The sequence below is a fragment of the Curtobacterium phyllosphaerae genome, from assembly GCF_049341865.1.
GTDB classification, from domain to species: Bacteria; Actinomycetota; Actinomycetes; order Actinomycetales; family Microbacteriaceae; genus Curtobacterium; species Curtobacterium phyllosphaerae.
On the sequence record NZ_JBMPIU010000001.1, the window covers coordinates 250,800 to 264,354 of the forward strand.

Here is a 13,555-nt window from a genome sequence, read left to right on the forward strand (position 1 = left end):
CTGCTACGCGACAGGGTCGATGAGCTGTGGCCCGCTGTTCCGCACCGAGTTCACCGCGCGCGAGACCTCGTACTGCTCGAGCTCCGCGGCGACCTCGGAGGACTCCGTGTCGAGGAGGTGCAGCAGGTCGTCGGTGCCGAGACCGGGAGCGAGCCAGGCGTCGTAGCCCGCCGGGGTGAGGAACGCCGGCATCCGGTCGTGGACCTCGCCCGGGGCGACGTGGGCGTCCTGCGTGATGATCGCGAGCGACAGCAGCCACTTGTCCGGATCGTCGTCCGGCTTGGTCGGGTCCGGCCAGGCACTGACGATCCCGGCCAGGGCGAGCGCACCCGACGGGTGGTGCACGAAGTGGGGTTCCTTGCCGGTCTCGGTGACGACCCACTCGTAGTAACCCTGCGCCGGCACGATGCAGCGGTTCGACGCGAAGGCACGGCGGAACATGCCCGAGGTCGCGACGGTCTCGATGCGCGCGTTGATCGGCTTCGGGCGCTGCTTGGCGAAGTCCTTCGCCCACGACGGCACGAAGCCCCACGAGATCTCCGGGAGTTCGCGGTCACCACGGTGCTGCCGGACCGCGTGGACGCGATCCGTGGGGGCGACGTTGTAGCTGACCGTCAGACCGCCGACGACGCCCGTGTCCTCGTCCACGTGCTCGGTCCGGCCCGCGAGCTCGCCGAGCAGTTCCGGGAGCAGGTCCGCGGTGGTGTCGGAGACGACGAAGCGACCACACATGCACCCCATCCTGCCCGGAACCGCCGACGGACGCCGCGCGACGGTGTCGAGCAGGCCACCCGGTCGGACGAGACCAGCTCGTCGGATGAGACCATGCCTCCATGGACCTCGTCGACCAAGCCCGCCGGTTCGTCACCGACCTCCACCCCGACGCCGAGATCGCCCTGCTCGGCGGCAGCGTCGCGGTCGGGAACGACACCGCGACCTCGGACCTGGACATCGTCCTGCTGCTCCCGAGCGGTGGACCGAACTACGCCGAGACCACGACCTTCGAGGGGCGGCTCGTCGAGCTGTTCGTGCAGACACCGGAGAGCGTCGCGTCCTGGAACGACCGCGAGGTCGCCCAGCGGACGCCGATCCTCGCGGGGCTCTGCGCCCGGTCGGTGGTGCTCCGCGGCGGTGCACGGGCGGTGCAGCTGCAGGAGGAGGCCCGTGCGCTCCTCGCCGCCGGCCCGGCCCCGCTGACCCCGGCCGAGCGGGACACGCTGCGCTACGGGTTGAGCGCCGCCGTCGACGACCTCCGCGCGACGAGGACGGCCGCCGAGGGCTTCGCCGTGCGCGCCCAGGTGTTCACCGCCACGGCGGAGCTGCTCCTGCAGGTCGACGGGGTCTGGCTCGGCGGCGGCAAGTGGCTCGTCCGGCAGCTCGGGCAGTCGTCCGACCCCATCGCGGCCCGGCTCGTGGCCTGGGCCGCCACCGACGGTCCCGGAGACGAGCTCGTCGCGCTCGCTCGCCGTCCTCGACCGCGCCGGCGGGTGGCTGCAGGACGGACACCTCCGCGGTTCCCGCGGGTGACTGCGGGACGGACGGGAGGCGCGGGGCGGGCCCGCCTCGCGCCTCCCGTCCGACGGCGGTGCCGCACGGTTGTCGCTCCGACGCCGGAGTGGATAGCGTCGGAGGATGGAACCCGGATCGCTCGGCGCACTGCGCGCCGCCGTCGTCGGTTGCGGGGACATCTCCGCCCTGCACATCGACGCGCTGCAGGCCCTCCCCGGTGTCGACCTCGTCGCGGTCTGCGACGTCGACGAGCAGCGCGCGACGAACACCGCCTCGACGATCGGGGTGGCGGCGTACACCGACGCGGGTCGGATGCTCGACGAGCTGCAGCTCGACGTGGTCTCGGTGTGCACCCCGCACGCCGAACACGCCCCCGTCGCGATCGCTGCGCTCGAGCGCGGGGTCAGCGTCCTCACCGAGAAGCCCCTCGCGGACTCGAACGCCGCGGCCGATGCGCTCCTCGCCGTCGCCGCGCGGTCGACGGGGACGCTCGGCGTGTGCTTCCAGAACCGCTACAACGCGCCGGTCCAGGCACTCCGGCGGATGCTCGACGACGGCTCGCTCGGCACACCGACGGCGGCCGCGGCGACCGTCGTCTGGCACCGGACCCCGGCCTACTACGACGCCGCTCCGTGGCGCGGCCGATGGGCGACGGCCGGCGGCGGACTGTTGATGAACCAGGCGATCCACACGCTCGACCTCGCCCAGTGGCTGCTCGGCGACGTCGTCCGGGTCACGGGCTCGGCGGCGACCCGGCTCCTCGGCGACACGATCGAGGTCGAGGACACCGCCGAGATGCTCCTGACCCACGCGGGCGGTGCCACGACGACCTTCTTCGCGACGCTCGCACACGGCCGCAACGCCCCGGTGGAGTTCGAGGTCGTCACGGAGCGGGCGGTGGCGTCGCTGCGGGACGACCTCGTCGTGACGTGGGCGGACGGGCGCGAGGACACCGTCGTCACGGCGCCGCTGGTCGCGGGGGAGCGGTCGTACTGGGGCGTCTCGCACGCCGCGCTCATCGAGGACTTCGTCGGTGCGGTGCGGGACAGGCGACCGTTCTGGATCGACGGCGCGGAGGCCGCGAAGACACTCCGCACGATCCAGTCGGTCTACGACCACTCGTTCCCGGACCGGCTCGTGCGTCGCGACCGCTGACCGTCCGGGCCGCGGTTCACTCGTCCGGCAGTTCGAGCGCCGAGCCCCGGCCGGGCGGGCGGGGCGGCATCCGCCGCGACGTCCGTCGACGCGGGCCGGGTGCCGGATCGCCGGACACCGGGTCGCCGGGCGCGGCACCGTCGACCGCGGCACCGCCGGTCGCAGCACCATCGGTCGTCGGGACGGTCGAGGTCGCGGTGTCGGCGGTGTGCGCGGCAACGGCCCGCGCGGCCACGGTGGCCCGCCCGAGCAAGCGGTAGGCCCGGAACGCCCCGTCCTGCCCGAGACCGCCGACCAGGAACGCCGTCAGTGCGATGATCCACGGTGTCGCCGGGAAGGTCAGCACCGATGCGACGACGACGCCCGCACCGACGCCGCACTGCGCCCAGCCGATGAGGACACCCCAGACCGCCCGGACCTCGGCACGGTCGATCGCGACCCGGAGTGGTCCGAGATCGGACGGCGCGAGACCCGGCCCGTCAGGGTCCGCTGCGCGCTCGAGCACCCCGTCGTGCCGCCAGGGCGGCTCCGGCAGGGTCCGGAGGTCGCGGACGAGGAACACACGCGCGGCGACGTACGCCGCGAACGACCCTGCAGCGGCGCCGAGGGCGACCGCGACGACGCCCACGATGCCCGCACGGTCGTCGTCCTGTGCGCCGACGCCGATCCCCGTCACCAGGGCGACCGCGGCACCGACGGTCAACGCGGCGATCGTCAGCACGGCATGCCGGCGGCGACCCATCACGGACGGCAGACGCGTGGCGAAGGCGCGCCGTCCCTCCAGTCGGAGGCGACGGTTCGGAGTCACGGCAGGCATTCGGAGCCGACCCCTGGATCGGTGGCCCGGAGATCGCGCGAGTCCACTGCGGGAAGCCGCATTCTGGGCGCTCCCGCACCCCGCACCGATCTGGCGTACAGCCGGACCACGTAGAGTCGCCGTCCTCGTCGCCCCCGAAGGTGCCGAGATCGACACACCACCCGAACGTGCCGAACACCCGGAAGAGACCCCCATGATCGACCCGAACAACGATCGTCCGCGCGCGAACCACACCCACCCGTCGCGCACCACCACACCCGAACTCCATCCGCTCGACCGCATCCCCACCGAGACCGACACGGAGGACTCCGGCACACCCCGCGGACGCCGCCGCACCCGGAAGAACATCCTCTGGGCATCGATCGCCGTCGTCGTGCTCGGTGCGGTGTTCCTCGTCGTCAGCTCGATGGTGCACGCGCCACTCGCACCCCCGATCGTCATCATGGTCGCGGGTGTGCTCGGAGCGGCGCTGTCCGGTGCGCTCCGGCACGCGTCCGCGTCCGACCGGGCGCACGGGACGGTCGACTGACCGACTCGTGCTCGTCCGACGACGGACCAGCCAGCCGGCAGGTCCGCACGGCCGGTGACCGCGCCGGGATCGTCGAGCTGCAGGTACCGCTCGACGAGGTCGACGAACGCGCCGGCTGACCGGAGGACGACGTCGGTGGCGTCCATCCGCACATCGTCCCTGACGGAGTGCGGCTACCGTGTCGACATGGACCATCCGGAACACATCGTCATCGGCGGCGGAGTGGTCGGTGCGGCCGCCGCCCGGTCGCTCGCTGCCCGTGGACGCCGCGTGCTGCTCGTGGAGCAGTTCGCACGAGGACACGACCGAGGATCGTCGCACGGTGCGTCGCGCATCTTCCGACAGGGCTACACCGCGCCCGAGTACGTGGCGATGACCTCGCGCGCCCTGGAACTGTGGCGGACGCTCGAGTCCGAGTCGGGTGAGCAGTTGCTGACGCTCACCGGCGCGGTCGACCACGGGCGGCCCGAGACCGTCGACGCGATCACGGACGCGCTCGCCGCAGCCGGCATCCCCGCCGAGCGACTCACTCCGGACGAGGCCACGGCACGGTGGCCCGGACTGGTGTTCGAGGGCTCGGTCCTCACCCACGCCAGCGCCGGTCGGATCCGGTCCGACCGCGCGGTCGAGGCCCTCCTCGACCGTGCTGCGGCCGACGGTGCCGAGCTGTGGTTCGAGACGCCGGTGTCCGGTGTCGTCGTGGACGCCGACGGCGCGACCGTCACGCTCGCCGACGGTCGGTCGGTCACCACGCCGAGCGTCGTCGTCGCGGTCGGCTCCTGGACCCACCCGCTCGTCGGCGCCGTCCTCGACGCGCGCGGGGCGGCCCTGCCGGAGGTCCGCGTCACCGAGGAGCAGCCCGCGCACTTCCGGACGACGCTCCCGGACGAGGCGTGGCCGAGCGTGGTGCACTACCCGCTCGACGTCGCCGGGACGGGTGGGAGCGACAGCGTGTACGGGCTCTGCACGCCGGGGCAGGGCGTCAAGGTCGGGTTCCACGGCACGGGCACCGAGGTGTCGGCCGACCACCGGACGTCCGCACCGGACGCCGCGCAGCTCGCCGCCCTCGTCGCGTACGTCGAGCGGTTCGTGCCCGGGGTCTCCGTCGCGGACCCGGAACCGATCAGCTGCCTGTACGACACCACCCCGGACGAGGACTTCGTGCTCGACCGCTCCGGACCGGTCACGGTCGCGACCGGGTTCTCCGGCCACGGGTTCAAGTTCGCGCCGCTGCTCGGGGACGTCCTGGCGGACCTCGCGATGCTCCCCGCGGACGCCGCACCCGGTGCTCCGGTCCGGTCGTTGCCGGGCCGGGCACGGGAGCGCTTCGCGTTCCGGAGCTGAGGCGGGGCGGGCGCGGGGGCAGGCCCGCGTGGTCGGGCCGCGGTGTTCGGGGGAGTCTCGTACGCTGGGGCGATGTCCCGCTGCCCGTGTCTCAGTGGCAACCCGTACGAGGAGTGCTGCGGACCGATCCACGCCGGCGCGCCGGCACCCACGGCGGAACGTCTGATGCGGTCGCGGTTCTCGGCGTTCGCCCGCGGTCTCCCCGCACACCTGCTGACGACCTGGCACCCGCGGACCCGCCCGGCCGAGCTCGACCTCGACCCGGACGTGCGCTGGCTCGTGCTCGACGTCCTCCGCACCGAGGCGGGCGGACCGTTCGACACGAGCGGGGTCGTCGAGTTCCGGGCGTCCTGGCGGAGTCCGGACGACCGTGGGGCGCTCCACGAGACGAGTTCGTTCGTGCGCGAGTCCGGCCGCTGGTTCTACGTCGACGGGATCATGGGCTGACCGTCGCGACCGGCCGCCAGGCGTCGTGACGGAGCGGGTTCAGCCCTCGATCACCGGGGGGAGCCCGACCGACGTCCGCATCCGCCGCCGGACCACGTCCTCGTCGGGCAGCAGGGTCTCGTCGTCGCCCGAGACGAAGAACCGGATCTGTCCGACCGCCTGCTCCGCGAGCATGTCGAGGCCGCTGAGCACCCGGCCGCCGTCCGCGCGCCACTGCTCCGCGAGGGCCGACGGCCACGGGTCGTACGCTACGTCGAGCAGCACGGCGTCGCTCCCGGCGGGCGTCACCGGCAGCAGGTCCGCCGTGCCGCCCGGCAGCGTCGAGACCACGAACCCGTGCGCGCCGCCCGACCCGAGCGCGTCGAGCGTCGCGAGTTCGAGACGCACCCCGATCCGCGTCGCGAGCTCGACGAGGTGCGTGCCGCGCGCGGTGTCCCGGAGGAACACCCGGACCGCGGTCACGCCCAGGCGGACGCAGGCGGACAGGGCGCTCGCCGCGGTCGCGCCACCGCCGAGGATCGTCGCCGTCCCCGGCCGGTGCCCGAGTGCCCGGACCGGTCGCACGATGCCGTCGACGTCGGTGTTCGCGCCGGACAGCAGCACGGCGTCGCCCTCATCGACGAACCGGAGCGTGTTCGCCACGCCGAGTTCGTCGACGAGCGGCGTGATGCGGTCGAGGAGCGGGAGCACCTCGCGCTTCAACGGCATCGTCAGGCTGAGGCCGCGCCAGCCCGGGGCGCCGACGCCGAGCTGCTCGACGAACGCGGGGAGGGCGCCGTCGCCGACCTCGTGCCGGCCGTACTCGAACGGGAGCCCGAGGACGTCGTACGCAGCTGCGTGCAGCGTCGGGGAGAGCGAGTGCCCGATGGGGGACCCGAGGACGGCGAGGCGGGTGCGGGACGGATCGGCGAGGTGCACGGTCCGACCCTAGCGACCGTGTGCCTCAGCCCGTGACGACGCTGCTCCCGAGCGTGCGCGCGAGGTCGAGCTTCACGGCGTCTTCGCTGCCCACCTCCGCCGTGAAGGTGACGATGCGCAGGTCGGTCCCCGACGCGGAGAGGACGTCACAGTCGAGCGCGATCGGTCCGACGTCCGGGTGCAGGATCGTCTTGTGCTCCGTCTGGTGGTGCGCGACGCGGACGTCCGCCCAGAGCTCGGCGAACCGGGGACTGATCCGCACCAGGTCCCCGACGAGACGACGCAGGGACGGGTCCCTCGGGTACCGGATGGTCGCGATGCGCAGGTCCGAGACGATCGCTCGTTCGAACCGCGCGGTCTCGGCCTCGACGCGCACCAGCCGTTCCGGGGCACCGGAGAAGTGACGCCAGAGCAGGTTCCGCTCCCGTCCTGCGCCGGTCAGCACACCGTGGATCGCGTCCCACGCAGCGTTCGTCGACAGCAACGTCCAGTCGGCCGCGTAGACCGCGACGCCGACCTCACCGAGCCGGGTGATGAGGCGCTGGATGCTCGGTGGCACGAGGGTCGGCACACTCGTGGGGAGCGGGGCTGCGAGGCCGGCCGCGACGAACAACTGCTCGCGCTCTGCCTCGTCGAGCTGCAGGGAACGCGCGAGCGCAGCAACGACCTGCCCGGAGGGAGTGTCGGCACGACCCTGTTCCAGCCGGATCACGTAGTCCACCGAGATGCCGGCCAGGGCCGCCAGCTCTTCGCGTCGGATCCCTGATGCACGTCGGCCCGGACCGGCTGGGAGGCCCACGGCAGTCGGGTGCAGCCGGTCGCGCCACGCTCGGAGGAGGACAGCGAACTCACCGCGGGTGGCCATGCTGCGATCATCCTCCTCGAACTGGTCGACGGGGTGGTACTGCTGTGCCCAGTGACCGGCAGGGTGACGTGTGTCATGAGGCGCCGGGTGCAGGCTGGACACATGACGACGACACTCATCACCGGCGGCAACAAAGGACTCGGACTCGAGACGGCGCGGCGGCTCCGTGATCTCGGTCACGCGGTGGTCATCGGAGCGCGCGATCCCGACCGTGGCGCGGCCGCGGCAGGATCGCTCGGTGTCGACTGGATCCGTCTCGACGTCACGTCGGACCAGTCCGTCGCCGACGCCGCACGCACGCTCGGAGAGCGGTACGACGCGATCGACGTCCTCGTCAACAACGCGGGCATCTCCGGCGGGATGGTCCCGCTCGAGGCGGTCGACGGCCCGGCGATCGCTGCGGTGCTCGACACGAACACGGTCGGCCCGGTCCGGATGATCCACGCGTTCCTGCCGCTGCTCCGGCGATCCACGGCTCCGGTCATCGTGAACGTGGCGAGCGGCCTGGGCTCCTTCGCGGTCCGGTCGGACCCGGACCGGATCGAGTCGACGCTCCCGACCCTGTCCTACAGCGCGAGCAAGGCGGCCTTGACGATGCTCACGACGATCTACGCGCAGTTCGTGCCGGACATCGCTGTGAACGTGGTCGACCCCGGCTACACCGCGACGGAGTTCAACGGGAACTCTGGGCCACAGACGGTGACCGAGGGCACCGACGCGATCGTGGCCTTGGCGACCATCGGCGCCGACGGCCCGAACGGCGAGTTCCACGACCGCCACGGTGTGGTCGGGTGGTAGCAGCCGGTCAGGCGACGCCCTCCTGCTCGGAGCAGGCGTCCTGGTCGGTGAAGAAGTCCGCGTAGGCGGGATCGCCGGTCGTGAGCGGCGCATGCGCCATGCCGCCGACGCGTTCGGCGACCATGGCGGCGATCGCGTCGGGCGGGGTGAGTCCACGACGGCGCCATTCGGAGGCCGAGCGGCGGAGGGAGTCGAGATCGAGTGGTCGTGCTGTGCGCATCATGTCTCCAGACGGAGCATCGGGGCTCGATCGCGCAGCAGCGGGGACGCGGACGACGGTGCACAGCCCACGCCATGGGAGGGCGTGTTCCGTGGTGGACGTGTCGGCGGGTTCCGGTCCGGGCGGGACTGGGATCGAGAGCTCTTCGGGGGTCCTGGACGAGGACCTGGGCTGGTGACGAAGGAACGGGCCCGAGGGTCGTTCGTTCCGGTCGTCGGTTCTGGGCGAGTGCTGCACACGTCGCCCCTGGTCAACCAGGTCGTTCCCGGTTCTTCGCGGACGACGGGGTCCCGCGGCGCGGAACCGGGTCGTTCTCGGTTCGACGAGCCTAGGGGCCGCGGGGGCCACCACGCCAGGTCGATCGCACGATTCCTGTGCGATCAGGTCAGATCCGTGCCCTGGGGCGGCACGGTGTGCGTCTCGTGGACATCCGTCGCGCATGAGGAGCGCGGCGGTGCGCGTCAGACGAGCAGGCCGCGCACGCTGCGGTCGGGTCCGTCGTCCGGGGCGCCGGCGTCGAGCGCGATCCGGATCTCCTCCATGAGCTTGACGGCACGTTCCCGGTCGCGTCGGTTCATCGTCTCGACGAGGCCGCGCAGTCGGTGCTGGGTCTCGCCGATCGTGGCGGCGAGCTGCTGGCGGGTCGCCGGGGTCAACGCGAGCAGGCGGGTCCGTCGGCTCGCGGGGTCGGCGGTGCGGAGCACGTGCCCGGCCTGTCCGAGCCGGTCGAGGATCGTGGTCATCGCAGCGCTCGTCACACCGAGCAGCGGAGCGAGGTCCTTCGCGTAGGCGCCGCGGCCCGCCGTCTCACACCGGTCGATGTACTGCAGTGCGGCGAGGTCGGTGGTGTTGATCCCCAGCCGCGTCCGGAGACGGGAGCGGAGGAGCGCATCGGCGACCTCGACCCGTGCGAGCGCGGCGACGACGTCGTCCACGTCCGTGGCGGATTCGGAGATGATCGAGTTCATCGGTTCCAGACCGGCCGATGGTGAGTCGGCCACGGTACAGCGCTACGGGTTCGAGCCCCCGGATGGTCCGGGGTCGAGTGAGTCACAGTGTCTGGGTGATCCACGGGATGCAGTTGGGCCGACGCTAGTCGCCCGCACCTGAGTGCGTTCGAAGCGACGAGCGGCTCCCGGGCCGGGCTGCTACAACCGTCTCCATGGTCGAGTCCCCGCAGCGCCCGAAGCGCCTCCAGCACGTGTTCGTCGTCCGACGGACGGAGCGGCTGACCCCGCACCTCGTCCGCGTGCACCTCGGGGGTGACGCGTTCGACACGTTCATCGCGGGGGCGGACCCCGATCGGCTCGCCGCCACGGACCGCTACGTGAAGCTCCTCGTCGCCCGGGAGGAGCTCGGTCTGACGCCCCCGTACGACCTCGACGCGCTGAAGGACGCGCTGCCGAAGTCCGATCGACCGGTGCGTCGGACCTACACGGTCCGGAGCATCGACCACGCGTCGGCCACGATCGCGATCGACTTCGTCGTGCACGGCGACCAGGGGGTGGCGGGACCTTGGGCTGCCGCCGCGGAACCCGGCGACCTGCTCGCGCTGTCCGGCCCGGGCGGCACGTATGCGCCGTCGGCGGACCCGGAGACGGAGCACCTCCTCCTCGGCGACGACTCCGCAATCCCCGCCATCGCGTCGGCGCTCGAGGCAATGTCCGACGATGCACGCGGTCGAGCCCTCGTCGAGGTCGACGGTCCAGCCGACGAACTCGACCTCGACCACCCGGCCGGGGTCGCGCTGACGTGGTTGCACCGCAGCGTCGCCGACCCGGCGGGCGGGACGGTCGCGCAGCCGGGCTCACTCCTGCTGGCGGCGACCGCCGGGCTGGAGCGTCCCTCCCGTCCGGACCGTGTCGCGGTGTTCGCACACGGTGAGCGTGCCGCGATGAAGGCGATCCGTCGGTTCCTCCAGGACGGATGGGGGATCGAGAAGCGCGCGATGTCCCTGTCGGCGTACTGGGCGCTCGGGCGGGCGGAGGACCGGTTCCAGGCCGAGAAGCGCGAGCCGATCGGGGCGCTCTTCGACGAGTGACAGCGCCGCCTCGTCGAACGTTAGGTTAGGCTACCCTTCGTGACTCAGCACCTCCGCGCCAAGCGCCGCCTCCGTACCGTCCTCGCCGCCGTCGGCGCCGCCGTCGCCGCGACCCTCGTCCTCGCCGGCTGCTCCGCCGGAGCACCGTCCTCGAGCACCAGCAGTGCCACGAGTGACGGCGGCGCGTTCCCCGCGAAGATCAGCACCGCGTTCGGCACCACGACGGTCGACGCCGCACCGAAGCGCGTCGTCGCACTCGGGTGGGGCGACGCCGAGACGGCCCTCGCGCTCGGCGTGCAGCCGGTCGGTGCGAGCGACTGGCTCGGGTTCGGCGGCGACGGTGTCGGACCGTGGCTCAAGGGGGCGTACACGAAGTCGCCGAAGATCATCGGCACGCTCGAGCCGAGCTACGAGTCGATCGTCGCCCTGAAGCCCGACCTGATCCTCGACGTGAACTCCTCCGGGCAGCAGGCCCGCTACGACAAGCTCTCCGCGATCGCGCCGACCGTCGCCGTGCCGAAGGGCGGTGCGAACTACGCGACGACCACGAAGCAGCAGGTCACGATGATCGCGAAGGCACTCGGCGAGGTCGCGAAGGGCAAGCAGCTGCTCGCGTCGGTCGACAGCGCGTTCGCCGCCGCACGCAAGGCGCACCCGGAGTTCGCCGGCAAGACCGCCGTGATCGGGGCGTTCTCGTCGAACGGGTACGGCGCCTACAGCTCGAACGACACACGCGTGCAGTACATGAAGCGGCTCGGGTTCACGCAGCCCGCCAAGATCGACCAGCTCGCGGGCAGCCAGTTCTCGGCGTCGCTCTCGGATGAGAACCTCGACCTGCTGAACGCCGACCTCACGGTCATCCTGCCGATCTTCACGACCGCGGCCGACGCGTCGAAGTCCGAGCTGTTCCAGAAGGTGCCGTCGGTCGAGGCCGGCCACGACATCGTCGTCGACGACAAGGAGATCGGGAACGCGTTCTCGGCGGGCACCGTCCCGGCGATCCTGTGGTCGCTCAAGCGACTGCCGGACGAGTTCGCGGCGAAGCTTGGCTAGCCCTCCGGCCGTTCGGCCCGGCAGCCCGGCACGGTCGTCAGCGCGGCGCGGCGAACTCCAGGTTGATGTCGTCCGGGTCCTGCACGGACAGGATCCACAGTCCGAACGCGGGCAGCTCGGTGACGTCGCCGTGCTCGACCCCGGCCGCGTCGAGTCGATCGGCCGCCGCGCGGAGATCGTCGACGCTCCCCACGCGGAAGGCCACGTGGTCGAGGCCGACGCGGTTCGGGTCGAACCGGTCACCGGGGTCCGCGACCGGTCGGAGCCCGAGCGTCTGTCCCGCGAACGTGAACGAGCATCCGCCGTAGGTGCGCTGCGGGTCGTCGTGGATGGTCGGGTCATCGATCTGGTCCGAGAAGTCACTGCCGGGACCCATCCCGAACAGCTGCGTGTAGAACGCCTTGCTCCGGGCGATGTCGGTCACGGTGAGTCGGACGTGGGAGAACCCGAGCGGGGTCGCGATGGCGTCGGTCATCGTCCGATCGAACGCCGGCGTTCCCGGGAGACACCTGGGCGACGTCCCGGGCGATGGTCCGTCACGCTGTGCTGCTCGTCCGCGGATCAGCGCTGGAGCGGGTCGTGGCCCCAGTTCATCAGCGAGTACCGCCAGGGCGTCTCCCGCACGTCGCCGTCCGGGCGCTGCTTGCTGTGCCGCGCGACGTAGCTGACGACCTTCCGCATGTGGTCGTGGTCCGCGTCGGTGAGGTCCGCCTGCTTCGTCCGCAGGATCTCGACGATCCGGCGCCCGCTCCGGTGGCCGACCGACTCCGAGCCGCCGGACTTCTGGCCGACGGACTTCGACTCGTCCGTGTCGAGCCACTTCTCCAGGGCACCGGCCGTCATGGTCACCGCGTCGTCGAACCGTTCGCGCGTCGTCTGGTCGTCATCGTCCGCCATGGGTCCGATCATGCACCTCTGGTCGGTCGGGTGCCCGAGCGACGGCGGTGCGGGTGCACCAGTGGCGCGCGACGTCTCGATGTCCGGAGGATGCCGTGTGGCGCGGCTGTCAGACGACGAGCATCGACCCGACGAACGCGAACACCAGTGCGATCAGCGGGGTCGACCCCTGCACGAACGCCGAGTTGAGGTACTTCCGGCCGGTGCCGGCGAGGATCACGGCCGCGCCGAGCATGCTCGCGCACGAGAACACCACGAGCGTCCAGCCAGGGGCGCTGCTGCCGGTCACGACGAGGACCACACCGAGCACAGCACCGATCGCCAGGAACAGGTTGTAGAAGCCCTGGTTGAACGCCAGCCCCCGGGTGGCCTGCACCTCGGCCTCGCTCGTGATCCCGAACACCTTGCGGACGCGCGGACTCGTCCACGCGATGGACTCGAGGAAGAAGATGTAGACGTGCACGAGTCCGGCCAGGACCGCGAACACGCACGAGATGCCGAGCACGATCGTCATGGAGACCATCCTCCCAGGTCCGGGACCCCGCGGCCGCCAGGGTCCGGCCGCGTGCCCGGGACGGTCAGAGGGACCGGAACGTCCTGCGCTCCCGACCCTCGAGGTGCGGGATCCCACCGCGTGTGCCGTGCTCGTCGAAGTGCGGGGAGTCCACGTGCGCCTGGAACGCCGCCTCGTCCTCGTACTGCTCGAAGATCCGGAACACCTGGGGCTCGGCGTCGTCGACGTAGACCTCGTAGACGTGGTTCCCGGGTTCGTCCCGTGACGCCGCCGCGAGGCTCCGGAGCGCCTCGGCGACCGCGTCCTCGTGCCCCTCGATCGCGGTCCACACCGCGCTCACCACCATCGCCATGTTCGTCTCCCGTCGTCGCGCGGACCGCCGGACGCGGCCCACCACCCGACCGATCGTAGGCGGATCGTCCCGGGACGGCGTCGTCGTGGTCGGCGA

The 13,555-nt window shown here is 72.0% G+C and carries 18 protein-coding genes; 7 read left to right on the plus strand and 11 right to left on the minus strand.

The genetic code is table 11. From position 1 onward, the window contains the following. Positions 1 to 3: 3 nt before the first annotated feature. Positions 4 to 732 carry an SOS response-associated peptidase gene (locus ACO0E0_RS01160; protein WP_422869566.1) on the minus strand — a complete coding sequence of 243 codons (729 nt, stop codon included), beginning with the start codon at positions 730 to 732 and terminating at the stop codon, positions 4 to 6. A 250-nt stretch (positions 733 to 982) separates the two neighbouring features. Further along, positions 983 to 1,216, minus strand: coding sequence for a hypothetical protein (locus ACO0E0_RS01165; RefSeq protein ID WP_422869567.1), 234 nt, complete (start codon positions 1,214 to 1,216; stop codon positions 983 to 985). A 416-nt stretch (positions 1,217 to 1,632) separates the two neighbouring features. On the opposite strand from ACO0E0_RS01165, the gene ACO0E0_RS01170 reads away from it, so the two are divergent. Then, positions 1,633 to 2,664, plus strand: coding sequence for a Gfo/Idh/MocA family protein (locus tag ACO0E0_RS01170; protein ID WP_422869568.1), 1,032 nt, complete (start codon positions 1,633 to 1,635; stop codon positions 2,662 to 2,664). 16 nt (positions 2,665 to 2,680) lie between these two features. On the opposite strand, the gene ACO0E0_RS01175 is transcribed toward ACO0E0_RS01170, so the two are convergent. After that, complete coding sequence (locus ACO0E0_RS01175; RefSeq protein ID WP_422869569.1) at positions 2,681 to 3,472, minus strand: hypothetical protein; 792 nt, start codon at positions 3,470 to 3,472, stop codon at positions 2,681 to 2,683. Between the two features lie 202 nt (positions 3,473 to 3,674). Between ACO0E0_RS01175 and ACO0E0_RS01180 the strand changes: the two genes are divergently transcribed. The 3 genes from ACO0E0_RS01180 (at position 3,675) to ACO0E0_RS01190 (ending at position 5,801) form a co-directional block, all read left to right on the plus strand. Further along, positions 3,675 to 4,010: a hypothetical protein gene (locus ACO0E0_RS01180; protein ID WP_422869570.1), complete on the plus strand. Its 336-nt coding sequence runs from the start codon at positions 3,675 to 3,677 to the stop codon at positions 4,008 to 4,010. Positions 4,011 to 4,196: 186 nt separating this feature from the next. Continuing rightward, entirely contained in the window at positions 4,197 to 5,354 is a 1,158-nt protein-coding gene (locus ACO0E0_RS01185) for an FAD-dependent oxidoreductase (RefSeq protein WP_422869571.1), read from the plus strand. A 72-nt stretch (positions 5,355 to 5,426) separates the two neighbouring features. Then, entirely contained in the window at positions 5,427 to 5,801 is a 375-nt protein-coding gene (locus ACO0E0_RS01190; protein WP_422869572.1) for a YchJ family protein, read from the plus strand. A gap of 39 nt (positions 5,802 to 5,840) precedes the next feature. Here ACO0E0_RS01190 and ACO0E0_RS01195 read toward each other — a convergent pair whose 3' ends face one another. Beyond that, on the minus strand, positions 5,841 to 6,719 hold the full coding sequence (locus ACO0E0_RS01195; protein ID WP_422869573.1) for a shikimate dehydrogenase family protein: 879 nt from the start codon (positions 6,717 to 6,719) through the stop codon (positions 5,841 to 5,843). 25 nt (positions 6,720 to 6,744) lie between these two features. Continuing rightward, entirely contained in the window at positions 6,745 to 7,584 is an 840-nt protein-coding gene (locus ACO0E0_RS01200; protein ID WP_422869574.1) for a helix-turn-helix transcriptional regulator, read from the minus strand. A 102-nt stretch (positions 7,585 to 7,686) separates the two neighbouring features. On the opposite strand from ACO0E0_RS01200, the gene ACO0E0_RS01205 reads away from it, so the two are divergent. Beyond that, positions 7,687 to 8,382, plus strand: a complete 696-nt coding sequence (locus tag ACO0E0_RS01205; protein ID WP_422869575.1) for an SDR family NAD(P)-dependent oxidoreductase — start codon at positions 7,687 to 7,689, stop codon at positions 8,380 to 8,382. 7 nt (positions 8,383 to 8,389) lie between these two features. On the opposite strand, the gene ACO0E0_RS01210 is transcribed toward ACO0E0_RS01205, so the two are convergent. Continuing rightward, the gene (locus ACO0E0_RS01210; RefSeq protein WP_422869576.1) at positions 8,390 to 8,605 is read right to left on the minus strand and encodes a hypothetical protein; all 216 of its coding nucleotides are present in this window, start codon (positions 8,603 to 8,605) and stop codon (positions 8,390 to 8,392) included. Between the two features lie 458 nt (positions 8,606 to 9,063). Beyond that, complete coding sequence (locus tag ACO0E0_RS01215) at positions 9,064 to 9,603, minus strand: MarR family winged helix-turn-helix transcriptional regulator (RefSeq protein WP_422869577.1); 540 nt, start codon at positions 9,601 to 9,603, stop codon at positions 9,064 to 9,066. Positions 9,604 to 9,764: 161 nt separating this feature from the next. On the opposite strand from ACO0E0_RS01215, the gene ACO0E0_RS01220 reads away from it, so the two are divergent. Together ACO0E0_RS01220 and ACO0E0_RS01225 are read left to right on the plus strand one after the other, a co-directional pair. Continuing rightward, positions 9,765 to 10,643: a siderophore-interacting protein gene (locus ACO0E0_RS01220; protein ID WP_422869578.1), complete on the plus strand. Its 879-nt coding sequence runs from the start codon at positions 9,765 to 9,767 to the stop codon at positions 10,641 to 10,643. Between the two features lie 39 nt (positions 10,644 to 10,682). Further along, positions 10,683 to 11,696 (plus strand): iron-siderophore ABC transporter substrate-binding protein, encoded by a 1,014-nt coding sequence (locus ACO0E0_RS01225; protein WP_422869579.1) that lies wholly within the window; start codon positions 10,683 to 10,685, stop codon positions 11,694 to 11,696. Between the two features lie 37 nt (positions 11,697 to 11,733). Here the strand turns inward: ACO0E0_RS01225 and ACO0E0_RS01230 are convergent, their stop codons facing one another. From ACO0E0_RS01230 to ACO0E0_RS01245, 4 genes are all read right to left on the minus strand, one after another. Beyond that, positions 11,734 to 12,171, minus strand: coding sequence for a VOC family protein (locus ACO0E0_RS01230; RefSeq protein WP_422869580.1), 438 nt, complete (start codon positions 12,169 to 12,171; stop codon positions 11,734 to 11,736). A gap of 86 nt (positions 12,172 to 12,257) precedes the next feature. Next, positions 12,258 to 12,593, minus strand: coding sequence for a DUF3140 domain-containing protein (locus tag ACO0E0_RS01235; RefSeq protein WP_422869581.1), 336 nt, complete (start codon positions 12,591 to 12,593; stop codon positions 12,258 to 12,260). Between the two features lie 109 nt (positions 12,594 to 12,702). After that, entirely contained in the window at positions 12,703 to 13,107 is a 405-nt protein-coding gene (locus ACO0E0_RS01240) for a DUF1304 domain-containing protein (RefSeq protein WP_422869582.1), read from the minus strand. A 64-nt stretch (positions 13,108 to 13,171) separates the two neighbouring features. Next, entirely contained in the window at positions 13,172 to 13,504 is a 333-nt protein-coding gene (locus tag ACO0E0_RS01245) for a putative quinol monooxygenase (RefSeq protein WP_422869583.1), read from the minus strand. Positions 13,505 to 13,555 lie beyond the last annotated feature (51 nt).

Coding starts and splice junctions, on each gene's coding strand:
- ACO0E0_RS01160 (WP_422869566.1), bottom strand. CDS start 732: ATGTGTGGTCGCTTCGTCGTCTCCGACACCACCGCGGACCTGCTCCCG.
- ACO0E0_RS01170 (WP_422869568.1), top strand. CDS start 1,633: ATGGAACCCGGATCGCTCGGCGCACTGCGCGCCGCCGTCGTCGGTTGC.
- ACO0E0_RS01180 (WP_422869570.1), top strand. CDS start 3,675: ATGATCGACCCGAACAACGATCGTCCGCGCGCGAACCACACCCACCCG.
- ACO0E0_RS01185 (WP_422869571.1), top strand. CDS start 4,197: ATGGACCATCCGGAACACATCGTCATCGGCGGCGGAGTGGTCGGTGCG.
- ACO0E0_RS01190 (WP_422869572.1), top strand. CDS start 5,427: ATGTCCCGCTGCCCGTGTCTCAGTGGCAACCCGTACGAGGAGTGCTGC.
- ACO0E0_RS01200 (WP_422869574.1), bottom strand. CDS start 7,584: ATGGCCACCCGCGGTGAGTTCGCTGTCCTCCTCCGAGCGTGGCGCGAC.
- ACO0E0_RS01205 (WP_422869575.1), top strand. CDS start 7,687: ATGACGACGACACTCATCACCGGCGGCAACAAAGGACTCGGACTCGAG.
- ACO0E0_RS01210 (WP_422869576.1), bottom strand. CDS start 8,605: ATGATGCGCACAGCACGACCACTCGATCTCGACTCCCTCCGCCGCTCG.
- ACO0E0_RS01220 (WP_422869578.1), top strand. CDS start 9,765: ATGGTCGAGTCCCCGCAGCGCCCGAAGCGCCTCCAGCACGTGTTCGTC.
- ACO0E0_RS01230 (WP_422869580.1), bottom strand. CDS start 12,171: ATGACCGACGCCATCGCGACCCCGCTCGGGTTCTCCCACGTCCGACTC.
- ACO0E0_RS01235 (WP_422869581.1), bottom strand. CDS start 12,593: ATGGCGGACGATGACGACCAGACGACGCGCGAACGGTTCGACGACGCG.
- ACO0E0_RS01240 (WP_422869582.1), bottom strand. CDS start 13,107: ATGACGATCGTGCTCGGCATCTCGTGCGTGTTCGCGGTCCTGGCCGGA.